The organism is Marcopretia estuarina LEGE 06307 (assembly GCF_056633115.1).
In genome coordinates this window covers 161755-183618 of sequence record NZ_JBSJOY010000003.1, presented here as the reverse complement: position 1 = coordinate 183618, position 21864 = coordinate 161755, and the positions used below count along the sequence as shown (strand labels likewise).

Here is a 21864-nt window from a genome sequence, read left to right as displayed (position 1 = left end):
CGCCTTCACTGGAGAGTCCGCTGCCATGAGCCGGATCGGATTGATCGATTACGGCATGGGCAACCTCCATTCCGTGCGCCGCGCGATCGAGCGCCTCGGTGCCGAGGTGGTGCCCGTACAGGACGCTGCCGCGATGCAGGCCTGCCATGCCTTGATCCTGCCGGGCGTGGGCGCGTTCGACCCCGCCATGCAGCGGCTGGAGCAGGCGGATCTGATCGAACCGCTCAAAGGTTGGTGTGGCTCCGGTGGACGCCTGCTGGGGATCTGTCTGGGGCTGCAGTTGCTGTTCGAGAGCAGTGAGGAGGGGGAGCGCGAGGGCCTGGGTCTGCTGGCCGGACGGGTGCGGGCCCTGCCGCGCACGCCCGATCACCCGATTCCTCACATGGGCTGGGCGCCGCTGCTGCCGGGCGCGCCATCACCGCTGCTGCCAGCGGACCAGCCGCCTGCCTGGGTCTACTTCGTGCATTCCTTCGCCGCCGATCCCTCGGAGGCCGCCTGCATCACCGCCCAGGTGGACTACGGCGATGCCCGGGTCACGGCCGCGGTCTGGCAGCAGAACGTGGCGGCCTGTCAGTTCCACCCGGAGAAATCCGGGCCGGTGGGTCAGCGTATGTTGCGCCGCTGGCTGGGCTGGGTGGAGAACGCCGCCGCATGACCCTGCGGATCAGTGGCGGCCGCCGGCTGATCAGCCCAGCGGGCTTGGCGGCCAGACCCACCACCTCGCGGGTGCGGCTGGCGGTGATGAATCTGCTCAGCGCCAGGCTGGAGGGGGCGCGCTGGCTCGATCTCTGCTGCGGCAGTGGGGTGATGAGCTGCGAGGCGCTGCAGCGCGGTGTGGCGGCGGTGGTGGCGGTGGATCAGGACCGGGCGATGGCGGCCACGGCCCGGACCAACCTGGAAACGGTGCGTGCGGGGCTGAGGCGGCCGGTGACGGTGGAGGTGCTCTGCCGGCCGTTGCCGCGCTGGCTGGAGGGTGGTGGCGCCTGCCGTACGGCTGGCGGGCCGTTCGATCTGATCTATGTGGATCCGCCCTACGGCGCGGGGCTGCACCAGCCGATCGCGGCAGCCGTGCTTCAGCACGGTTGGATGGCCGCTGGCGGGTTGTTGGTCTGGGAGTGCGGTAGCGGCCGTGTGCCTGAAGCACCGCTCGGCTGGGAGCTGAGCCAGCAACGCCGCTACGGCAGCTCGGAAGTGGTGGTGCTGAGGCCCCTTAGCCAGCAAGAGAGCCCCGCAGAATCCTCAATGGAACAGGGTCCAGCGGAGCGCCTTTGAGGGGCTGCGAGTGGTGGCCTGGGAGTCCCGGACCCGCTGGCCTCCTGAGCCAGTGGTCTGATCACCTGCTGGCCTCATGACCAGCTTGAAGGATGTTCAGGACGCCCCAGTCGCTTGGTTCAGGCAAGCAGCGCCGGTTCAGCCGCCGAGGGCGCTGCCACGGCGGTACTGGTTCCAGGCCGCCACGAACAACCCCAACAGGGTGACGGGAATCAGGCCCAGCACGATGCCGCAGAGCAGGGGTTCGATCATGGAGAGCCAGCCACACAGAAGTGACGCAATTGTTTCACGTCTGCGGCAGTGTGGAGGGAGCAGCGTGGCGTTCCTTGACAGGTGATCTGACCCCGACAACGGCTCCTGAGGGGGCAGCGGAGGCCACCTTCCGCCGTCAGGGTCTGATCACAGCGATGGCGCTGATGGCGGCTGCCGCCTGCGCGCTGCTGGCCCTGGGGCTGCTCCCCTCCATCCAGGGCGACCCCTACACCCGCCAGACCCTGGATCTGGTCGGCTCGGCCGATCGCGGCAGCCGGCTGTTCCTGATCAACTGCGCCGGTTGTCATGGCATTGCCGGCCAGGGGCTGGTGGGCCCGAGCCTGCATGGCGTCACCCAGCGCAAGAACGACCGCCGGCTCGTGCAGCAGGTGGTGAGCGGCCGCACTCCGCCCATGCCCCGTTTTCAGCCTGATCCCCAGGCCATGGCCGACCTGATCGCCCATCTCCACGCACTGGCGTGACGGCCCCTGCGCCCGCTCCCTGCCCACCGGTGGTGGTGTTGGTGGAACCTGCTGGGCCTCTGAATGTGGGCAGCGCCGCCCGCCTCTGCGCCAATTTCGGCATCGTCGAGCTGCGCCTGGTGGCGCCCCGCTGCGATCACCTCGGCGATGAAGCCCGCCGCATGGCCGTGCATGCCCAGCCGCTGCTGGAGCGGGCCGTTGTGTTTCCCGCTCTGGCCGCCGCCATCGCCGATTGTCGCCGCGTCGTGGCCGCCAGTGGCCGGCCGGAGGCGGCACCGGTGGCCGTGGTGGACCCGCCCGAGGCCTTTGCCTGGCTGGCGGCGGGTGACGGAGAAGGCGATGGCGACGGGGCCTCAAGTGCGGCCCGCGGCCCCGGCGGCTCCCGTGGTCCCGACAGCCCTGGCCGCCCCCACAGCCCTGCGGATGCCCCTGGCCCGGCGACGGTGCCGAAGGTGGCTGCCCTCGTGTTCGGCCGCGAAGACCGGGGACTGAGCAATGACGAACTCCTGCAGGCCGGACGGGTGCTGCGCATCGCCGCCGATCCCGGCTACACCTCGCTCAACCTGTCCCATGCGCTGGCCATCGTGTTGCACGAGTGGCACCGGTTCCACGCCCGCCCGCCTGGTCCAGGCCCCGGGCCCATCACGGTGCTGCCCACACCGGCGCGCCGCGCCGACTTGGAGGCTGCGCTGGCTGATGCCCAGGCGCTACTGCTGGAGGTGGGCTTTCTGCTGCCGCACACGGCCCATGCCCGCATGGCCAAGGTGCGAGGCCTGCTGCAGCGGGCCCAGATCGATGCCGATGAAGTGGCCATGGTGCGCGGCATGGTCCGGCAGCTGCGCTGGGCCACCGATCGCCGGACCCCTTAACGTCCTGCCAACCCTTTTCGTTTGTCTGTGCGCTCGGGCCGCCCCCCCCGATCCGGATCCACCGGCTGGTTCCAGCCCCTGGCTCTGGTGCTGCGATTGCTGGTGATGGGCGTCGGTCTCGGCGTCATCACCGGCACGGTGCTGAAACAGCTCGCCCCCCGGATGGCCCAAGGAGCGATGGACACGCCGCGCATGGGAGCTGCCACCACGCCGGTGTCGCCCCTGCAGCAGGGCATCCCGCTGGGCAGTTTCGAACCGCGCAAGGAGCTCACGGCTCTTAGCGCCCGCTGGAAGGCCCTGGCGGCGGCCCAGAAGGACCTCAAGGTGGGAGGGTTCCTGCTGGTGCTTGATGACGGCCGCTTCGCCCAGCTGAATCCCGACACGCCCCTGCCTGCCGCCAGCTCGATCAAGACCCCGATCCTGCTGGCGGCGCTTGAGGACCTCGACCGCGGCAAGTTGCGCTGGGGCGAACCCCTGCCACTCACCAAGGAGGTGGTGGGCGGTGGTGCCGGCTGGATGGCCAATCGTCCGCTCGGCACCCGTTTCCCCTTCTACGAAGCGGCCACAGAGATGATCCGCGTCAGCGATAACAGCGCCACCAACCTGCTGATCAAACGGGTGGGCGGGAAGCTGGCCATCAATGCCCGCTTCCAGGCGCTTGGCCTTCCTGCCACCGTGGTGAACAACTGGCTTCCCGATCTGGAGGGCACCAACACCACGAGCCCCCACGACCTCGCCCGTTCCATCGCCCTGGTGGATACCGGCGCCAAGCTCAGTCCACGGGCACGGGATCACTACCGCACGATTCTGGGCACCTCCCGCACCAATACCCTCCTGCCCGCCGGGGTGCTCAAGGGGATCGGTGGCGATTCCAGCGACCCCGACAGCGAACTGCTCGCCCGCGGCATCACCGTGCTCAACAAGACCGGCGACATCGGCATCGCCTACTCCGATGCCGGACTGATCGAACTGCCCAACGGTCAGCGGGCCGTGGCGGCCTTCATGGTCAAGGGCCCTTTCAACGATCCCCGCTCCACCGATCTGATCCGGGCGATGGCCGCGGCCATGAGCGAAACCCTGATCGGCCGTTCCCCTGCTCCCACCCCGCGATGAATCCGCAAGCTCCCCGCAACCGCCGCTGTCGGTGGCTGAGCTCCCTGCTGCCAGCTGTTGCCGGTGGCGTCCTGGCGCTGGGCGCGAGTGGCGGGGCCGCCGCCGCCGATCCGCTGACCACTCTGGCGGCCACTCCCGCGGCCAAGCCGGCTGCGGCTCCTGCACCCGCCCCCGCTGCGGCTCCCACCACCGTGCTGCGGCCCCAGCAGGTGCGGCCGCTGCCCGGAAAGCTCGATCAGGTGCCGTTGATCAATGACAACAACCCCGAGCTGATCACGGCGCCCGGCATCCTGCTCTCCACCTTCGATGGGGCCGCCACCCTGGGCGGGAAGCCCCTCGGTGTGCCGGCGGCTCACCTCAACCGTCCCCTGAAGGGCCGCTTCGATCTGTTCAGCCATCACGTTTATGCCGGGCGGCCCGAAACCGTGGATTCCACCCTCTGGCTGGGGGTGGTGGCGGCACCCAGCGGCCCGCGGCCGGTGCGGCTGCAGTTGATCAGCGGTTCCACAGCGCTGTCGCAGGCCACCGACCCGAAGCAGGCGGACGCCCCCTTCCTGCCCCTGCCGGCTCTGGTTCCCCACGACGGCACCTCCGCGTTTTCCGGCCCCGGCAGCCGGGTGGCGGCTGAACTGCTGCAGCAGCGCCGCAGCCCTGAGATTCCGGCCCAATGGCAGCTGCCGGCCGGAGAACTCACCACCCTGGTGGCAGTGCCGATCCCGGTGCGCGGCCTCGACCCCCTGCTCAACGGCCGCAACCTGCAGCTGCGGCTGGTGAGCGACGGGCCGGTGCAGGTCGCCACCCTGGCCGCCTTCGGCGGTGACCAGCCCCCATCGGACGCCACCTGGCTGGAGCTGTTGCGGGGCGGGCTCAGCCCCAAGGAGCACCAGCCCACTCCGCGCGGCGCCAAGGGGCGGATCATCTATTCACGGGTCAGTGGCGTGCAGCTGGGCAGCCGTTGGACCGGCACGCTCACCGATCCCGGCAGCCCGGTGCTGTCGGTGCGCAGCGCCCCGGTGTCGTGGCCGATCGCCGGGCTGGAGCTGGGCACCCTTGGCACCGGCCAGGTGCAGACCGCCGAGCTCGATCCCTTCTATCCCGGCACTGCCTGGGCCGCCCACGGCAACTACGGCGTCGAGTACGACCTGCGCCTGCCGCTGCGGAACGACAGCGACCAGCCGAGCGTGCTTTCGCTGGCGCTGGAGTCGCCCCGCAAGACTGACAAGCCGCTGGGGGGGTTGAGCTTCAACGCCACCGAGGCCCGGCCGGTGATGTTCCGCGGCACCGTGGAGGTGAGTGGCCTCGACGATCCTCAGGGCCGGCGGATGGGCCGGCGCTGGTTCCACCTGGTGCAGCGCCAGGGGCAGCAGGGTCCTGAGCTGGGCCGCGTTCGGCTCCAACCTGGAGAGCGGCGGGAGGTGCGCGTGCGGTTGGTCTACCCGGCTGATGCCACCCCACCCCAGGTGCTCACCCTGCTGCCGGTGCCCGCCGCTCCGGCGGAAACCTCAGCTGTGAAACAATCCGAACCCGTGCCGAGCTGTCGTCCGTGAGTCAGACCCGCAAGCGCAGGGTGTTCCCCTTCACCGCCATCGTCGGCCAGGAGGAGATGAAGCTCGCCCTGCTGCTGAACGTGATCGATCCCCGCATCGGCGGCGTGATGATCATGGGCGACCGGGGCACGGGCAAGTCGACCACCATCCGCGCTCTGGCCGATCTGCTGCCAGCCATCCCGGTGGTGGCCGGCGACCCCTACAACAGCTCTCCCACCGACCCCGACCTGCAGAGCAGCGAGGTGCGCGCGCGGGCCGAATCCGGCGAGACCCTGCCGGTGGAACCTCGCCAGGTGCCGATGGTGGACCTGCCGCTGGGTGCCACCGAAGACCGTCTCTGCGGCACGATCGACATCGAGAAAGCCCTCAGCGAGGGCATCCGGGCGTTTGAGCCGGGCCTGCTGGCCAAGGCCAACCGCGGTCTGCTCTACGTCGATGAGGTGAACCTGCTCGACGACCACCTGGTGGACGTGCTGCTCGACTCGGCCGCCTCGGGCTGGAACACGGTGGAACGGGAAGGCGTGAGCGTGCGGCACCCGGCGCGTTTCGTGCTGATCGGCTCCGGCAACCCGGAGGAAGGGGAGCTGCGGCCCCAGCTGCTCGATCGCTTCGGCATGAGCGTGGAGGTGCGCACCGTGCGCGATCCCGAGCTACGCGTGCAGGTGGTCGACCAACGCACCGGCTTTGATGCCGACCCCGAGGCCTTCAGTGCCCAGGTGCAGGACGTTCAGGAGGCCCTGCAGGCCAGGGTGGTGGAGGCCCAGAACCGGTTGCCGTCGGTGGTGATCGACGACGACCTGCGGGTGCGCATCTCGGCGGTGTGCGGCGAACTGGATGTGGATGGTCTGCGCGGCGACATCGTCACCAACCGGGCGGCCCGGGCCCTGGCCGCCTTTGAGCACCGCAACGAGGTCACCGACGACGATGTGGCCCGGGTGGTGGCCTGCTGCCTGCGCCATCGCCTGCGCAAGGATCCACTGGAGCAGATCGACACAGGCGATCGGGTGATCAAGGTGTTCTGCAAGGTGTTTGAGCGGCCTGAGCCAAGCGACCGCAACGGTTTCGAACTGGCCCTTGCGGCCTGAGCCTGTCGGCTGCTCAACTCCCGCAGGGCGCGGATAATTCGCCCCATGCGCATCCTCGGTATCGATCCTGGTCTCGCCCGTGTCGGCTACGGCGTGATCGAGTCCGGCCCGCCCCAGCGGATGCTCGACTGCGGCATGATCCAGACCCTTCCTGGCCGCTCCGATGGCGCGCGGATGGTGGAGATCGCCCGTGACCTGCGCTGGCTGGTGCGGCGCTGGCGCCCGGAGCTGGCGTCGGTGGAGAAATTCTTCTTCTACCGCTCCAGCACCACGATTTCGGTGGTACAGGCCCGGGGCGTGGTGATCATGACCCTGGCGCGGCTGCAGGTGCCGGTGGTGGAGTTTCCGCCGATGCAGGTGAAGCTGGCGCTCACCGGTTCGGGCCATGCCGGCAAGGAGGAGGTGCTCGACGCCGTGATGCGCGAACTGTCGCTGGATCACCCCCCACGCCCCGACGACGCTGCCGATGCCCTAGCTGTGGCGCTCACTGGCTGGTTTCAGCGGTGAAGCAGCCCGCTGCCGGTGGTGCTGCTCCCGCTGACGCTGTGGCCAGTGGGGCAGGTGCCGACAAGGCAGCCCTGCGGAGCCACTGGCGGCAGCAGCGCTTGGCCCTGCTGATGGAGGCGCACCCTGCCCTGCAACAACAGGCCGTTGCGGCGCTGGCTCCCTGGCTGGATCGCCCGCAGCGGTTGGGGCTCTACTGGCCCCTCCGCGGCGAAGCGGACCTGAGGCCGCTTCAGGAGCTGGGATCGGCTTCGCTCGCCCTGCCGGGGGTGCGGCCGGCAGCGGGCCTGGAAGGAGACCCGGCCGCAGGAGCGTCGGGGAGGGGCGCCGCCGCACTTCATTACGTCGCCTGGAACCCGGGCGCGCCGCTGCTCCCTGATCACTGCGGCATCCCGGCCCCACAGGGGCCCAGCCTCGAGCCCAGCGCCCTGGGCCTGCTGCTGGTGCCGGCGCTGGCCTTCGACCGCCGCGGCTTCCGGCTGGGTTCGGGCGGCGGCTGGTACGACCGCTTGCGGCAGCACCCGGCCTGGCGCTCCGTGCCGGCTGTGATCGTGGCGCCCTACGGCTGTCTGGTGGAGGCCCTGCCCACCGACCCCTGGGACATTCCCTTCGACGGATGGCTGAGCGAGCGGGGCCTGGAATGGTTGCAACCTGTTGAGTGATGACCACCCCAGCCCGCCTGACGGGGCTGCATTTGCCAGGATCCCCGCAGTTGAAGCCTTCCTGTGGTGCTCTCCTCGGATTCGTCCGCTCAACCGCCAATGGGCCTGTTGCAGCCTGCGGTGGCCCGGATGGATGCCGATGGCACCAGTGGTCGGCGCCTTTCCCCAGCGCTGCGCGCCGGAACCGCCGCAGCGGCAGGCCGCACCGTGGCCGATCGCGTGATGGCCGCCGAGCTCGGTCACCGCTCCGAGCCCAGCGAGGCCCTCTCGATGATGGTGAGCTCGATGGTGCGGATGGTGCAGGCGGGCAAGGCCCATGCCGCCGGCAACCGCTGGTCGGCCTCCTGAACCCCACTTACGCTGGAATGCCTGGCCCTCCTGAAGCGCGGCCGGCCCTCCGCTGTTTGCTCAATCGCCCGTGACCTCCTGCCAACGCCTGGTCGTGCCATGCCTGGGAGCGGTGGCCCTGGCCCTGCTGCCGGTGGCAGCCCGGGCCCATGCCATCGAGAGCAGCCTCGATCAGCTCCGCTCCCTCAACGACTCCCTGCTGCTCGAGAGCCGCTTCTCCTCCGGTGAACCGGCGGCCGGAGCACAGGTGCGCGTGGTGCCGCCAGGAGGCGGCACGCCGGTGACGGTGGGCCAGCTGGATGCCGACGGCAAGCTGTCCTTCGTGCTGCCGAGCGGCGCAGATGGCACGTGGGAGCTCCAGGTCGACGACGGCCCCGGCCATCGCGACTTCCTCGACCTGACGGTGAAGAGCGGCCGCCCTCTGATCGACAGCCTCAGCGGCCGCCCGGCCGAGCCGACGGCGCCCTGGACCTCCCCCTGGCTGATCGGCACCGTGGTGCTGGGCGGCCTCGGCAGCGTCGGCGGGGTGATCGCCGGTCTGAGCGGCTGGTCCGCTGCGCGCCGTCGCCTTCGATGAGCGCCGGCACCGAAGCGCTCGATCGGATCGTTGAGCGACTGCGCGGCACCACTGACCCCAAGCGCCGCTACGCCTACGTGCTCTGGCTGGCCCAGAAGCTGGAGCCGCTGCCGGATGAGTTCCGCGTCGACCCCTTCAAGGTGAAGGGCTGCGTGTCGCAGGTGTACGTGGTGGGCGAGCTTCAGCAGGGGCGGCTGCACTGGCGTGGGGATTCCGATGCCCAGATCACCAAAGGGCTGCTGGCCCTGCTGATCGAAGCGCTCGAAGGCCTGACGCCTGAGCAGGCTGCCTCCGTTGATCCTGCCTTTCTGGCGGACACGGGCCTGCAGGCCAGCCTCACCCCATCGCGGGCCAACGGCTTCCTCAACATCTTCAAGATGATGCAGGCCCAGGCCCGCAGTCTTGCCGGCGGCGAGTCCAGCGCCGGTGCGGCTTCCGGCGCCGCCTCCTGATGACCAGCGGCGCCGGCCTGCAGGAGCAGCCGCGCTGCAGCCAGGTTTCTAGGCTCGGACGTTTCCAGGCGAGACAGGCATGACCATCGGCATCGGCTTGCTGGGTCTGGGCACGGTGGGAGCGGGCGTAGCCGCCATCCTGTCCGCCCCGGCGGGTCGCCATCCGCTGGTGGACCAGCTGCGGCTGCAACGGGTGGCTGTCAGGGATCTGAGCCGCCCGCGCCCGCTGGAGCTGGATCCGGCCCTGCTCACCACCGACCCCGAAGCGGTGGTGCAGGATCCGGCCGTCGACATCGTGGTGGAGGTGATGGGCGGACTCGAACCCGCCCGCAGCCTGATCCTCAGCGCCATCGCCGCCGGGAAATCGGTGGTCACGGCCAACAAGGCGGTGATCGCCCGCCACGGCCAGGAGATCGCCGCGGCGGCCGCCGCGCGGGGCGTGTACGTGCTGATCGAGGCCGCGGTGGGCGGCGGCATTCCGATCATCGAGCCGCTGAAGCAGTCGCTGGGTGCCAACCGCATCCAGCGGGTGAGCGGCATCATCAACGGCACCACCAACTACATCCTCACCCGCATGGCGGATGAGGGGGCCCTTTACGGCACGGTGCTGGCCGATGCCCAGGCCCTCGGCTACGCCGAAGCCGACCCGGCCGCCGATGTGGAGGGCGGCGATGCCGCCGACAAGATCGCCATCCTGGCGGGACTGGCCTACGGCGGCGGCGTCGAACGCTCCGCCATCCCCACGGAAGGCATCAGCGGCCTGCAGGCCAGAGATGTGAGCTACGCCGACCAGCTGGGATTCCGCGTCAAGTTGCTGGCGGTGGCGCAGAGCGAGGGCACCGATCCCGACGGCACCGAGCAGCTCGATGTGCGGGTGCATCCCACCCTGGTGCCGAAGGATCACCCACTGGCGGGGGTCAACGGCGTCAACAACGCCATCCTCGTGGAGGGGGATCCGGTGGGGCGGGTGATGTTCTACGGGCCTGGTGCCGGGGCCGGGCCCACTGCTTCGGCTGTGGTGGCCGACATCCTCAACATCGCCGGCATCCGCCAGGTGGGCGGCCCTTCCGCCGGGCTTGATCCGCTGCTGGCGGCCGGCAGCTGGCGCCGTTGCCGCCTGGTGGATCCCGCCGTCACCCGCCACCGCAATTACCTGCGCCTGCAGACCACCGACCAGGCGGGCGTGATCGGGCGGATCGGCAGTTGCTTCGGCCAGGAGGAGGTGTCGATCCAGTCGATCGTGCAGTTCCAGGCCTCCGGCGGGGAGGCTGAGATCGTGGTGATCACCCATGACGTACAGGAGGCCCGTTTCCGTGCGGCGCTCACGGCGATCGCCGCCCTGCCCGACGTCAAGGCGGTGGCGGCCTGCCTGCGAACCCTCTGAGGCAATGATCCGCAAACCCTCTGCCGAGACATGCTGAGCGGCCTCACCTGATGGGAGTGATCAGCAGCACCGATCCTTCGGTCGCGATCCCCTCACCGGGATTTCTTAAGGTTCATAGCGAACGCCTTCCCCTCTCCAGCCCCGAAATGCTGTCGACACACGCCCCCACCACGGGCGACCCGCAGCGCCGTCAGGCCCCATCCCCCCTCGCCACCCCCCTCCCTACGGACACCCCTTCAATCCGCACCAGCCCGATGAGCCTCCACCAGGGTGATTGCATTCACCTCGCCTCGGATTCGAACCTGTACCAGGTGATCGCCGTGGATCCGCCCCACGACCGCTGCTGGGTGCGCCGCTGGCCCTTGGTGCGGGGGGGCTCCCCGGTGTTCGAGGTGTCCTTGCAGCAGGTTCACAACAGGCCGCCTTCCCTGGCCCTGAATGGCCAGCCGAGCCTTTGAATGGCCGCAGCGAGCGTCACCGCCCCCCATCGCCCCCTTTCCTGATCTGAAGCGCTGGCTGACGCTTCCCCTGGTGGGAATGCTGAGCCTGGGCCTGCTGTCCGCCTGCCAGCCCGTCCGTCCGGTGGACCGGCTGGTAGTGGCGGGGCGCAGCCGCATTGATTCGGTGGATCCGGCCGCCACCTTCAGCATCGGCGCGATGCAGCTGCTGAGCGCTCTGGGCGATCCCCTCTACGCGATCAGCCCCGACGGCGAGCTGCTGCCGCGCCTGGCCGTGGCGCCGCCCCGGCTCAGCGCCGATCGCCTCACCGCCTGGGTGCCGCTTCGTCAGGGCGTGCGCTTCCACGACGGCAGCCGCTTCGATGCCGCCGCCATGGTGTTCACGCTGGAGCGCTTCCTGGCGATCGGCAAGCTGAGTTACCTGCTGGGCGACCGGATCGTCTCGGTGCGGGCCAGTGGGCCCTACGAACTGGAGCTGCGCCTGCGGCGCCCGTTCACGGCCCTGCCCCAGCTGCTCACGGCGGTGAATCTCACGCCGCTGTCCCCCACGGCCTACCGGGCCCACGGCCGCCGCTTTCTGAACGAGCGCTTCGTGGGCACCGGGCCCTACCGGCTCACCTTCTTCAACGATCAGCAGCAGCGGCTGGAGCCCTTCGCCGACTACTGGGGGCCGAAGCCAGCCAATGGCGGCATCGATCTGGTGAACCTGAGCAACTCCACCGCCCTCTACGGCGCCCTGCGCAGCGGTGAGGTGGATGTGCTGCTCTCCACCAGCCTGGAGGGCGACCAGCAGCTGTCGCTGCATCGTCTGGCCGAGGCCGGCGCCCTGCGCGAAGGCAGGGGGCCGGCCCTGGAGATCGGCTATCTCACGCTGCTCAGCGACCAGCCGCCCCTGAAGGATCCACGCTTGCGCCGCGCCCTGGCGTTCGGCCTCGATCGGGAGCTGATCAGCCAGCGGGTCAGCCACGGGCTGCGCCCTTCCCTGCGGGAGCTGGTGCCCCCGACGATCCCCGGCTCCGATCCGCAGGCCTGGCCTGCCTTCGATCCGGCCCAGGCCCGTGCGCTGTTTCGCCAGGCCGGCTACTGCAGCGGCCGGCGGTTGACCGTGCCCCTCACCTTCCGCTCCAACATCCCCTCCGACCGCCTGTTCGCGCTCACCTGGAAGGAGCAGCTGGCCCGTGACCTCGGCGACTGCGTGCAGCTGGAGATCAGCGGGATGGAATCCACCACGGCCTACCGGCAGCTCGGCGAGGGCGCCTTCACGGCGATCCTGCTGGAGTGGATGGGGGATTTCCCCGATGCCGACAACTACCTGATTCCCCTGTTGGGGTGCGAGCAGGCAGAGGGCAACCGCTGCCTCAAGGGCGCCAGCGCCGCCAGCGGCAGCTTCTGGACCCAGCCGGGTCTTGAGCAGGATCTCAAGCGCAGCGAAAGCTTGGAGGGCGAGGAGCGCGTCGCCCTGCTGCGCCGCCTGCAGCAACAGGTGGCCCAGGCTTCCCCCTACATCCCGGTCTGGCTGGTGGCCCCGCGCGCCTGGGCCCGCCCCAACCTGCAGACGCCCCGCTTCGATGGGGCCGGCCGGGTGGTGTTCAGCCGGCTGCAGAAGGAGCGCCACCCATGAGCCGCCGTTCCCAGCTGTTGCGCTACGGAGCCAGCCGCCTGCTGCTTGGCCCGGTGATGCTCTGGCTGATCGCCTCCCTGGTGTTCCTGCTGCTGCGGCTGGCGCCGGGTGACCCGATCGATGCCCTGCTCGGCATCCGCGCTCCGGAGGAGGCCCGCGCCGCCCTGCGCCAGCAACTCGGGCTTGATCTGCCGCTGCTCACCCAGTACGGCCAGTTCCTGCTGGGTTTGCTGCGCGGGGATCTGGGCGCCTCGCTCACCAATCAGACACCGGTGGCCCAGGTGATCGGCCAGAGTCTGCCGGCCAGCCTGGAGCTGGGCGTGTGCGCGCTGTTGATCGCCGCCGTGCTGGGCCTGGCGGTGGGGTTCTCCGGCATCGCCCGTCCCGACGGCAAGCTCGATCTGGCCGGCCGCCTCTACGGCATCGGCACCTACGCCCTGCCGCCGTTCTGGGCGGCGATGGTGGTGCAGCTGGTGTTCGCCGTCTGGCTCGGCTGGTTGCCGGTGGGTGGGCGCTTCCCGGTCACGCTGCTGCCGCCCACCGGCTCCGGCTTCTACCTGTTCGACAGCCTGCGTGCCGGCAACTGGCAGCAGTTCAGCGGCACGGTGCGGCATCTGGTGCTGCCCGCCACCACGCTCGGCGTGCTGCTCAGCGGCATCTTCGATAACGCGCTGCGGCTCAACCTGCGCCGGGCGCTCCGCTCCGACTACGTGGAAGCGGCCCGCAGCCGCGGCCTGAGCGAACCAAGGGTCGTGCTGCGCCACGCCCTGCCGAATGCCCTGTTGCCCGTGCTCACGATCACCGGGATCACCGTGGCCTCCCTGATCGGTGGCGCCCTGCTGATTGAGGTCACCTATTCGTGGCCGGGCATCGCCTTCCGGCTGCAGGAAGCGATCGCCCAGCGCGACTACCCCCTGGTGCAGGGGATCGTGGTGGTGGTGGCGGCGCTGGTGGTGGTGGTGAGCGTGGTGGTGGATCTGCTGGTGGCGCTGCTGGATCCGCGGATTCGGTTCTGACGCTTGCTGCTGAAGCCGGTGCTGAACGCTGCCGCTGGTGCCTTTTTGCGCCCTGCTGTGGGAGCGGATGGTCTGCCCCGTCCCGCTGTTGCCGTTCAGCCGTCGAGGCGCCGGTGCCAGTGGCGAGCTGCCTCCCGGTCCAGCACGTAGGCCCGCACGGTGCCCTGCAGGCGCTGCTGGCTGGCCAGGGCAGCGGACCCGTCGAGGGAGCCGAGGAAGTCGGCGGTGAGGTTGAGCAGCAGCTCCTGCACCTGATGCGGTTCCACCCCGACCAGCTCCTCGCCTAGCTGCAGCAGCGCGGGGTTGTCGTCACCGAGGCGCACCACCGAGAAGTGGCTGCCTCCCTCCACCATCACCAGCCGGCTGCGGGGGTTGTGCTGCTGCAGGAACAGCTCCAGCTGCTCGCCCACCGGCGGCGTGACCAGATCAAGGCCGCCACCCACCATCAGCAGCGGCGTGCCGTTGAGGCGATCGAGGCCGCGGCCTGGCCAGAGCAGGCTTCCGAAGGGATTGAAGCTCACCACCGCCGCCACCGGGTCGCGCCCGTCGCCGCTGCCCACCTTCGGCAACTGCACCTCCGGCAGCTGGCATTGCAACAGCCGCGAGAGGTTGTTGAGCGGGATCCCTCTCATCGCCTGCTTGCAACGCTGGTCGAGGCCCGCCACGGGCCGGGCGCCTCCGGCCATCAGAGCCGACAGCCCACCGAGCGAATGGCCCAGCAGCACCGCGGAGGAGCCCAGGGGCGGCAGCCGGCCGTCCTGCTCGGCTTTCAGCACCGCCTCCACATCCGCCAGGCGGGCGGGGAGCGTCTCGGCGCCGGGGGGCGGGCGCTGCCCATCGAGCAGTTGCCGCACGACGTGTTCGTCGCTGCTGGGGTCATCGATCAGCAGCACCGGGTAGCCGCGCTCCGCCAGCCCGCGGGCCAGCCAGTTCAGCTGGGCGCCGCTGCTGCCCAGCCCCGGCATCACCAGCAAGTAGGTGCCACGAGCGGGCCCCACCGCCTCCCACAGCTCGATCTTGAGGGGGTCGGGCCGGTGGGTCACCGCCAGTTCCAGCAGGCGGGGCATGGGAACGGCGCCGGTGGGCTGCAGGGCCGGCGCCCGTGCGGTGCTGGGGGTGGCGGTCAGGGGCAGTCGCAGCTGACGCAACTGCCTCAGGGCCTGGCCCTGCAGTTCCACCTGCCGGCGCCATTGCTGCGCCAGCTTCAGCACCTCATCCACCTCCAGGGTGAGCCGGGGGGTGGGCACGGCCCGCAGCAGGCTCAGCGGGGTGACCGGTTCAGGGCGCTGCAACAGGCCGCGGAGTGTGTTCACCAGCAGAGGGCCGCTGCCGCTCTGGTCGGTACTCAACAGTGCCCCCATCTCCTCGACCACCTGCCGGCCCGCCCAGCTCTGGATCAACTGCAGAGCCAGGTCGCGCTCCTCCAGGATCGGCGTGAGCAACAGGCGGCGCAGATCCTCGCGGCTGCGGGGGTCGAGCAACTCGAACCACACGCCGAGGTCGTTGCCCCGGGAGCCGGGATCACGGCTCCAAGCCTCCAGCTGGCCGATGTCGATCGGCAGCGAGAACCCGTCGAGCCGAACGATCAGTTGATCTGCGGCCTTGGCCGGACTGCCCCCCCCGACCAGCAGACTGGTGAGAAGCACGAACAGCGGTCGGAACCGGTTTGACACGACGTCGCGCAGGGGCAAGCGGCCTCGGCTGGTTCCTCCAGTTTCCCGCGCCCCTGCAGCAATTGTGCTGGATGCGGCTGCTGAGCGGCCTTGGCGGCGGCGGCGTTATCTATCTCACCGCTGTGGTGTTCCACAACGCCGGCTTCTCCGCCACCGCGGTCGGGCAGGGGCTGGCGGCAGCCGCATTGGCCGGTACGGCCGGTCGCTTGCTCTGCGGCTGGTGGCTCGACCGCGGCCGCTCCTGCAATGGCCCGATCGTGCTGGCCGCCTTGATCTCGGTGCTGGCCGACGCGCGCCTGTACAGCGCCACCAGCTTTCCCGCCTACGTGAGCGGGCAGATGCTGATCGGACTGGCCCTCGGGCTCTGGTGGCCCGCGATCGAGCTTGCCGTGACCCAGAGCTGCGCGCCGTTGCCCTCCAGCCGCGCCTTCGCGTTGGTGCGCACCGCTGATGCGCTTGGTATCGCCACCGGCGTGCTGCTGGGCTCCGGGCTGGCGGCCCTTGGCCGCTTGCGGGGCATCTTCCTCGTCGACATCGCCTGCATGGTCGTGCTGCTGAGCCTGCTGCTGCGCCGGCCGCTGCCGCCGGCACCAGTCCGCAGTGCCGACATCCGACTCGATTCCTGGCAGGGATGGGTGCGGCCCCTGCTGCCCCTGCTGGCGATGACGGTGCTGTCCACCGGCATGGTGGCCCTGCTGCAGGGCGCCCTGCCGCTGGATCTGGTGCGCGGCGGGCTGGCCCGCCCCCCCCTGCCGGAGAGCACTGGTGCCCTGCTGCTGGCGCTGCAGCTGGGGCTCCTGCTGGCCCTGCAATGGCCGCTGGGGCGCTGGCTGTCAGAGCGTTCGGTGGCCTTCGGGCTCGGACTGAGCCTGCTGGGCTTCGCGCTCGGCAGCTCCCTGCTGGCCTTCTCCAGCCTGGGCTGGCACAGCCTCACGGTGCTGCTGCTGGCCCAGCTGCCGCTGGCGGCGGCTGTGGCCGCCTTTCTGCCCACGGCCACCGAAGCGGTGGTGGAGATCACGCCCCCCGCCCATCAAGGCATGGCCATGGCGTTGTTCTCGCAGTGTTTTGCGCTGAGCGCCTTCGTAGCGCCGCAGGTGGCGGGCCTGTTCCTCGATCAGCAGAGGCATGGGGGCGGCCTCTGGCTGGCGATGGCGGCGCTCTGCCTGCTGGGCCTCACCCTGGTGCGTCCCTTAGCCCGCGTCCACCCCCACGCCAGCCCCTCCAGTGTGATCTGAGGCCCCGGCCCCGCCAGGGGCGGGCCGGGAGATCCAGCCCTGCTGCTCGTGAGGCAGGGGCTCGGTGCCGTACTCCCAGTCGTCGTAGTCGGGGTCGTTGCGGATGCGCTGGTGCAGTTCTTTCTGAATGTCGAAGTTGTGTGCGCCGGCATTGCGCGCACCGGTGGCGGATCCCGCACCTCGGTCAGGGATCGCCGCGGTGGCGCTCGTGACCTCGGCCAGCGGCGGCTCAGCGGCAGGCAGATTTGCAGGCGCTGCCGCGCTGCCAGCAGAGGGCTCCTGGGAGGGGTTCATCAGGCTTCGCCTCGTCGGACACCATTCTCGCCGAAGGCGGCCGCCGCCCCGGTCACGGAAGCCAAAGAGGAGGGCGGCTCAATGCTCTGCGCCTGCCTCAGCCGCCGAAGCGTCTGCTGAAGTTGAAACCGCTTCAGACGTTGAACAGGAACTCCATCACGTCGCCTTCGGCCACCACGTACTCCTTGCCCTCGCTGCGCAGCCAGCCTCGGTTGCGTGCTTCCGACAGGGAGCCCGCTTCGATCAACTGCGCGTAGGCCACGGTCTGGGCGCGGATGAAGCCCCGTTCGAAATCGGTGTGGATCACGCCGGCGGCCTGAGGCGCGGTCATGCCGGCTGTGATCGTCCAGGCCCGGGTTTCCTTTTCGCCGGTGGTGAAGTAGGTGCGCAGGCCGAGCAGCTGATAGGTGGCGCGGATCAGGCTCTGCAACCCGCCCTCGCTCACCCCCAGCCCGTCGAGATAGTCGGCGCGCTCGGCTTCGCCGAGTTCAACGAGTTCCGCCTCCACCTGCGCCGAAATCCGCACCACCTCAGCCCCTTCACGCTGGGCAAGGGCCACCACGGCCTCGCTGTGGCCGTTGCCTGCCGCCAGGTCGTCTTCCGACACGTTGGTGGCGTAGATGATCGGCTTGAGGGTGAGCAGGCCGAGCGGACGGATCGTCTCGCGCTCGTCGGCGCCGAGGGCAACCCCGCGTGCCGGTGCGCCGGCTTCCAGCGCAGCGGCGATGCGGCCCAGCACCTCATCTTCTGCCTGGGCTTCCTTGCTGGTGCGAGCCTGCTTCTTGAGCCGTTCCCGCCGCTTCTCCACCTGGGTCAGGTCAGCGAGAGCCAGTTCCAGATTGATGATCTCGGCGTCCTGGGCGGGATCCACCTGACCAGCCACGTGGATCACGTCGTCGTCCTCAAAGCAGCGCACCACGTGCACGATCGCGTCCACCTCGCGGATGTTGGCGAGGAACTTGTTGCCGAGCCCTTCGCCCTGGCTGGCGCCCTTCACCAGGCCGGCGATGTCGACGAACTCCACCCGGGTGGGCACGATCTCGCGGGAACTGGAAACGTCTGAGAGCATTTTCAGGCGCCCGTCGGGCACCGCCACGGAGCCCACGTTCGGCTCGATCGTGCAGAACGGAAAGTTGGCGGCCTGGGCCTGGGCGTTGGCCACCAGGGCATTGAAGAGGGTGGATTTGCCCACGTTGGGCAGCCCCACGATTCCGGCTTTAAGCATGGGGCTAAATCTAAACGGCGCCCCCCGGGCCTCCCATGGCCACGTTTTTCGCCGCGACCATCAAGACTGGTTACAGCGACCGCTGACCGTCATTCCCCGCTCCGACCTTCGCCCTGCGCCGGTGCTGACACCGCCCCAGGAACAACCGGTCCCGGCCGCCCCTCGCCGGCCCGGTCCCAAAAAGCGGCGCTGGCCTCTCTGGGCAGGGGTGGCCGCGGCAGTGCTCGTGATCGGCGGTGTGGCCCTCTGGCAGCGCCAGCGCAGCACCACCCAGCAGCAGCAGTCGCTGGCCGCCTATGTGGTGAAGGCCGAGCGCGGCAGCCTGCCGGGCATCGTCACCTCCAGCGGGGAGCTGGAAGCGGCCCGCAGCGTCAACGTCAGCCCCAAGCGGGGCGGCGTGCTCGCCGACCTGTTCGTGGATGAGGGCGATCTCGTGCAGGCCGGCCAGCCGATCGCTCTGATGGACAGCGGTGACCTTCGCGATCGGGAGAATGAACTGCTGGCCCAAGAGCGGCAGGCGGCCGCCGAGTACGCCCGCAGCCGCTCGGAGTTCGAACGTCGCCAGAAGCTGTATCAGCAGGGCGCGATCAGTCAGGACGACATCGTCAGCTTCCGCACCCGCATGCTCACCAGCAAGGCGGCCCTTGATGCGGCCCGGCAGCGCAACGCTCAGCGGGACGTTGAACGCGGCGAGCTCACGATCCGCGCCCCCTTCAATGGTGTGATCACCCAGCGGTTCGCCGACCCCGGAGCCTTCGTCACCCCCACCACCTCCGCCTCCGCTAACGCGGGCGCGTCCAGTTCATCGGTGGTGGAGCTCGCCCGCGGCCTGGAGGCGGTGGCCAAGGTGCCGGAAAGCGACATCGGCCGCATCCGCCTCGGCCAGATCGCCACCGTGCGGGTGGATGCCTTCCCGGACCGCCGCTTCACCGCGCGCGTGCGCCAGATCGCCCCCCGTGCGGTGAAGATCAACAACGTCACCTCCTTCGATGTGAAGCTGCTGTTCACCGATCCCCACAGCGAGCTGCGGATCGGCATGACCGCCGACATCGACTTCAAGACCGGCACCCTGCCGGCTCAGACCCTTGTGCCCACTGTGGCAGTGGTCACCGAGGAAGGGCGGCCTGGGGTGCTGCTGGTGGGCAAGAACAACCAGCCCACCTTCCAGCCGGTGACGCTCGGCTCCAGCAGCGGCCGAAACACCCAGATCCTCTCCGGCCTCAAACCGGGTACCCAGGTGTTCATCGATCTGCCTCCCTGGGCAAAGAAACGCCCCGGCAGCTGAATCACGCTCCGATCAGGCCCACTGCCAGCTCAGGCCAGTGGCCAGCTCAGTTCCGTTCTGCCAGGAAGGCACGGCAGGCCGCCACGATCCTGCCGCTCGCCTGGCCGTCCCCGAAGGGGTTGTGAGCCATGGCCATGGCCGCGTAGGCGGCAGGGTCGTCGAGCAGGCGCCCGGCTTCCGTGGCGATCGCTGCCGCATCGGTGCCGATCAGGCGCGCCGTGCCCGCAGACACCGCTTCCGGACGTTCCGTTGTGCGCCGCAGCACCAGCACCGGTTTGCCCAGGGCTGGGGCCTCTTCCTGCAGGCCGCCGGAGTCGGTGAGCAGCAGCGTGCAACCGCGGATCGCTCCCACCAGCTCGTCGTAATCGAGCGGCTCGGTGAGAAAGGCCCGCGGGTGATCGCCCAGCATCTGCTGCAGGGGTTCCCGAACGGTGGGGTTGCGGTGCAGCGGAAGGAGCAGGGCGGTGTCGGGGTGTTGCTCCAGCAGTCGCAGGAAGCCATCACCGATGGCGAGCAGACGCTCTCCCCAGTTCTCCCGGCGGTGCACGGTGGCCAGGATCACCCGCTGCTGGGTCCAGTCGAGGCCAGGAAGCTGCAGCAGCGGCGCCTGCTTCGCCATCAGCAGCAGCGCATCGATCACAGTGTTGCCCGTGACCAGCACCCGGCCCACCACCCCGGAGGCCAGCAGGTTCGCCTCCGACACCGAGGTGGGGGCGAAGTGGAGTTGGCCGATCTGGGAAATCAGCCGGCGGTTGGCTTCCTCGGGGAAGGGGTCAAGCAGGTTGTCAGTGCGCAGGCCGGCTTCCACGTGCCCCACGGGGATCTGCTGGTAGAACGCCGCCAGAGCGGAAGCGAAGGCGGTGGTGGTGTCGCCCTGGACGAGCACCAGATCCGGCCGGTGCTCAGTGAAGTCCTGCTCCAGCCCCATCAGGGCGGCACAGGTCACGTGGGTGAGCGTCTGGCGGGGCGTCATCAAGGCCAGGTCGCGATCAGCGGTGAGGCTGAAGAGCTCCATCACCTGCGCCACCATTTCCCGATGTTGGCCGGTGAGCACCACCCGGGTGCGTAAGCCTTCGGCTTGTTGGAAGGCGCGGATCACCGGTGCCAGCTTGATCGCTTCGGGCCTGGTTCCCAGCACGATGCTGACGAGCGGAGCGGTGGTGATCAAAGAGCCCATGCGGGGGTGTCGATCCTAAGGAGAGCCGGTGTCGCATTCACGTGGCGGAGCATCCCCGTACCGATCAGCAGCTGCATGTGAACTCAGGCGAGTACTTGCCCCAAAATGGCTGCAATGCTGTCCAGCCGATGACCAGTTCCCTGTTTCCCCCTAGCTCGGTGCCTGCGCCCGACTCCCACCCCGCCGGCGTGGATGGTGTAGATCCGGCCCCAGCGCCACCACGGCCATCCGTGGCTACGCCCTGCACACTGGAGGAGGTGGTGCGCGTGGCTTTTGAGGCCAAGTGCTCAGATGTGCACCTCGGTGTCGGTGAGGAACCGCGGCTGCGCTTTCGCGGCGATATGCAGATGACCGGTTGGCCGATCATCACGAACCAACGGTTCTCGGAGTGGCTGAATGAGATTCTCTCTCAGGAGGATCGTCAGGCTTTTCGCAGCGATAAGGAATTCGACGGATCACATTCTTTCGGTTTCGTGAGGGTGCGGATCAACCTCTTTGAATCGCTTCTTGGCCCAGCCATGGTGCTGCGGCTTATCCCCTTTGAGGTCCCCACACTGGAATCCCTTGGGTTTCCGGATGTCTTTAAGCATCTTCTCAAGTACACCAAGGGCCTGATCCTGATGACAGGCCCCACGGGCTGCGGCAAATCCACCACTCTAGCCGCAATGATCAATTGGATGAATTCAACTCAGTCGAAGCACATCCTCACCATTGAGGATCCAGTTGAATTCGTTCATGTCAGCAAATCCTGTCTGGTGCGGCAGCGTGAGATCGGCCACCACACAAAGTTGTTCTCCACTGCTCTGCGGGCGGCATTGCGGGAAGATCCTGATGTGTTGCTGATCGGGGAGATTCGCGACCAGGAAACCCTCTCCACTGCCTTGGAGGCTGCTCAGACCGGCCACTTGGTCTTCGGCACGCTCCACACTAACTCCGCCGTAAAAACCGTTGAGCGGATGCTGGGTATGTTCCCGTCCGAAGAACAAAAATCAATCCGCACAAGTGTGGCCGAATCGTTGTTGGCGGTGATCTCGCAGGGGCTGCTCAAAACGATTGAAGGTGGCCGAATCGCTTACCACGACATCTTCATCAACACCGATGCCTGCCGGGATTACCTCCTTCGCGGCGAATTCGACGAGGTGGAGGAAATCATGAAACGCAGTTCGTTTGAAGGCATGAAAACATTGAACCAGTCCCTTCTTGAGCTGGTAGTGGCAGGCAAAGTGAGTGCGGATGAGGCGTTGGCCGTGAGCCTCAAGCGTGGTGAGCTCTCCCAGGCCCTACGAGGCCGCGAATAGGGCGGAGTCCACTGGCAAAACGTTGTTGACTTGGC

Annotated in this window: 24 protein-coding genes; 19 read left to right on the top strand and 5 right to left on the bottom strand. The window is 69.0% G+C overall.

Features of this window, described 5'->3' with window-relative positions; translation table 11 throughout:
- Nucleotides 1-25: 25 nt before the first annotated feature.
- The gene (gene hisH / locus ACWJI3_RS08520; protein ID WP_255140963.1) at nucleotides 26-655 is read left to right on the top strand and encodes an imidazole glycerol phosphate synthase subunit HisH; all 630 of its coding nucleotides are present in this window, start codon (nucleotides 26-28) and stop codon (nucleotides 653-655) included.
- Nucleotides 652-1272 (top strand): 16S rRNA (guanine(966)-N(2))-methyltransferase RsmD, encoded by a 621-nt coding sequence (gene rsmD, locus ACWJI3_RS08515; RefSeq protein ID WP_480203447.1) that lies wholly within the window; start codon nucleotides 652-654, stop codon nucleotides 1270-1272. Before hisH ends, rsmD begins: the two co-directional genes overlap by 4 nt.
- A gap of 138 nt (nucleotides 1273-1410) precedes the next feature.
- Here rsmD and petG read toward each other — a convergent pair whose 3' ends face one another.
- Nucleotides 1411-1524: a cytochrome b6-f complex subunit V gene (petG, locus tag ACWJI3_RS08510; protein WP_006041770.1), complete on the bottom strand. Its 114-nt coding sequence runs from the start codon at nucleotides 1522-1524 to the stop codon at nucleotides 1411-1413.
- Between the two features lie 74 nt (nucleotides 1525-1598).
- Here petG and ACWJI3_RS08505 point away from each other — a divergent pair, with 74 nt between their 5' ends.
- The 14 genes from ACWJI3_RS08505 to ACWJI3_RS08440 all read left to right on the top strand — a co-directional run bounded on the left by ACWJI3_RS08505 (nucleotide 1599) and on the right by ACWJI3_RS08440 (nucleotide 13642).
- On the top strand, nucleotides 1599-2006 hold the full coding sequence (locus tag ACWJI3_RS08505) for a c-type cytochrome (RefSeq protein WP_233132697.1): 408 nt from the start codon (nucleotides 1599-1601) through the stop codon (nucleotides 2004-2006).
- Nucleotides 2003-2875 (top strand): RNA methyltransferase, encoded by an 873-nt coding sequence (locus ACWJI3_RS08500; RefSeq protein WP_480203446.1) that lies wholly within the window; start codon nucleotides 2003-2005, stop codon nucleotides 2873-2875. The genes ACWJI3_RS08505 and ACWJI3_RS08500 overlap by 4 nt, the downstream gene beginning before the upstream one ends.
- Before the next feature lie 27 nt (nucleotides 2876-2902).
- On the top strand, nucleotides 2903-3988 hold the full coding sequence (locus ACWJI3_RS08495) for a serine hydrolase (RefSeq protein ID WP_480203585.1): 1086 nt from the start codon (nucleotides 2903-2905) through the stop codon (nucleotides 3986-3988).
- On the top strand, nucleotides 3985-5535 hold the full coding sequence (locus ACWJI3_RS08490; RefSeq protein WP_480203445.1) for a DUF3370 domain-containing protein: 1551 nt from the start codon (nucleotides 3985-3987) through the stop codon (nucleotides 5533-5535). Before ACWJI3_RS08495 ends, ACWJI3_RS08490 begins: the two co-directional genes overlap by 4 nt.
- Nucleotides 5532-6620: a magnesium chelatase ATPase subunit I gene (gene bchI / locus ACWJI3_RS08485; protein ID WP_094510271.1), complete on the top strand. Its 1089-nt coding sequence runs from the start codon at nucleotides 5532-5534 to the stop codon at nucleotides 6618-6620. The genes ACWJI3_RS08490 and bchI overlap by 4 nt, the downstream gene beginning before the upstream one ends.
- A gap of 45 nt (nucleotides 6621-6665) precedes the next feature.
- Complete coding sequence (gene ruvC, locus ACWJI3_RS08480) at nucleotides 6666-7127, top strand: crossover junction endodeoxyribonuclease RuvC (protein ID WP_094510272.1); 462 nt, start codon at nucleotides 6666-6668, stop codon at nucleotides 7125-7127.
- Entirely contained in the window at nucleotides 7124-7786 is a 663-nt protein-coding gene (locus ACWJI3_RS08475) for a 5-formyltetrahydrofolate cyclo-ligase (RefSeq protein ID WP_255140966.1), read from the top strand. Before ruvC ends, ACWJI3_RS08475 begins: the two co-directional genes overlap by 4 nt.
- A 66-nt stretch (nucleotides 7787-7852) precedes the next feature.
- Nucleotides 7853-8134 carry a hypothetical protein gene (locus ACWJI3_RS08470; protein WP_480203444.1) on the top strand — a complete coding sequence of 94 codons (282 nt, stop codon included), beginning with the start codon at nucleotides 7853-7855 and terminating at the stop codon, nucleotides 8132-8134.
- A gap of 70 nt (nucleotides 8135-8204) precedes the next feature.
- Nucleotides 8205-8711: a hypothetical protein gene (locus ACWJI3_RS08465; protein ID WP_255140968.1), complete on the top strand. Its 507-nt coding sequence runs from the start codon at nucleotides 8205-8207 to the stop codon at nucleotides 8709-8711.
- On the top strand, nucleotides 8708-9163 hold the full coding sequence (locus tag ACWJI3_RS08460; RefSeq protein WP_255099819.1) for a SufE family protein: 456 nt from the start codon (nucleotides 8708-8710) through the stop codon (nucleotides 9161-9163). The genes ACWJI3_RS08465 and ACWJI3_RS08460 overlap by 4 nt, the downstream gene beginning before the upstream one ends.
- A 79-nt stretch (nucleotides 9164-9242) precedes the next feature.
- Entirely contained in the window at nucleotides 9243-10547 is a 1305-nt protein-coding gene (locus ACWJI3_RS08455) for a homoserine dehydrogenase (RefSeq protein ID WP_255099818.1), read from the top strand.
- Nucleotides 10548-10693: 146 nt separating this feature from the next.
- On the top strand, nucleotides 10694-11005 hold the full coding sequence (locus ACWJI3_RS08450; RefSeq protein ID WP_399221367.1) for a hypothetical protein: 312 nt from the start codon (nucleotides 10694-10696) through the stop codon (nucleotides 11003-11005).
- A complete protein-coding gene (locus ACWJI3_RS08445) occupies nucleotides 10986-12626 on the top strand; it encodes an ABC transporter substrate-binding protein (RefSeq protein WP_399221369.1) in 1641 nt (546 codons plus the stop codon). The genes ACWJI3_RS08450 and ACWJI3_RS08445 overlap by 20 nt, the downstream gene beginning before the upstream one ends.
- Nucleotides 12623-13642 (top strand): ABC transporter permease, encoded by a 1020-nt coding sequence (locus ACWJI3_RS08440; protein WP_255099817.1) that lies wholly within the window; start codon nucleotides 12623-12625, stop codon nucleotides 13640-13642. Before ACWJI3_RS08445 ends, ACWJI3_RS08440 begins: the two co-directional genes overlap by 4 nt.
- Nucleotides 13643-13737: 95 nt before the next feature.
- Here the strand turns inward: ACWJI3_RS08440 and ACWJI3_RS08435 are convergent, their stop codons facing one another.
- The gene (locus ACWJI3_RS08435) at nucleotides 13738-15288 is read right to left on the bottom strand and encodes an alpha/beta hydrolase (RefSeq protein ID WP_480203443.1); all 1551 of its coding nucleotides are present in this window, start codon (nucleotides 15286-15288) and stop codon (nucleotides 13738-13740) included.
- Between the two features lie 20 nt (nucleotides 15289-15308).
- Here ACWJI3_RS08435 and ACWJI3_RS08430 point away from each other — a divergent pair, with 20 nt between their 5' ends.
- The gene (locus tag ACWJI3_RS08430; protein ID WP_480203442.1) at nucleotides 15309-16550 is read left to right on the top strand and encodes an MFS transporter; all 1242 of its coding nucleotides are present in this window, start codon (nucleotides 15309-15311) and stop codon (nucleotides 16548-16550) included.
- On the opposite strand, the gene ACWJI3_RS08425 is transcribed toward ACWJI3_RS08430, so the two are convergent.
- A complete protein-coding gene (locus tag ACWJI3_RS08425; protein ID WP_480203441.1) occupies nucleotides 16506-16844 on the bottom strand; it encodes a hypothetical protein in 339 nt (112 codons plus the stop codon). The two genes, ACWJI3_RS08430 and ACWJI3_RS08425, sit on opposite strands and share 45 nt — an antisense overlap.
- 133 nt (nucleotides 16845-16977) lie before the next feature.
- The gene (gene ychF / locus ACWJI3_RS08420) at nucleotides 16978-18069 is read right to left on the bottom strand and encodes a redox-regulated ATPase YchF (RefSeq protein WP_094510279.1); all 1092 of its coding nucleotides are present in this window, start codon (nucleotides 18067-18069) and stop codon (nucleotides 16978-16980) included.
- Nucleotides 18070-18277: 208 nt separating this feature from the next.
- Here ychF and ACWJI3_RS08415 point away from each other — a divergent pair, with 208 nt between their 5' ends.
- A complete protein-coding gene (locus tag ACWJI3_RS08415) occupies nucleotides 18278-19354 on the top strand; it encodes an efflux RND transporter periplasmic adaptor subunit (RefSeq protein ID WP_315856314.1) in 1077 nt (358 codons plus the stop codon).
- A 46-nt stretch (nucleotides 19355-19400) separates the two neighbouring features.
- Here ACWJI3_RS08415 and wecB read toward each other — a convergent pair whose 3' ends face one another.
- On the bottom strand, nucleotides 19401-20522 hold the full coding sequence (gene wecB / locus ACWJI3_RS08410) for a non-hydrolyzing UDP-N-acetylglucosamine 2-epimerase (protein ID WP_480203440.1): 1122 nt from the start codon (nucleotides 20520-20522) through the stop codon (nucleotides 19401-19403).
- Nucleotides 20523-20659: 137 nt separating this feature from the next.
- Between wecB and ACWJI3_RS08405 the strand changes: the two genes are divergently transcribed.
- Complete coding sequence (locus ACWJI3_RS08405) at nucleotides 20660-21829, top strand: type IV pilus twitching motility protein PilT (RefSeq protein WP_255099811.1); 1170 nt, start codon at nucleotides 20660-20662, stop codon at nucleotides 21827-21829.
- The last annotated feature ends 35 nt before the right edge of the window (nucleotides 21830-21864 follow it).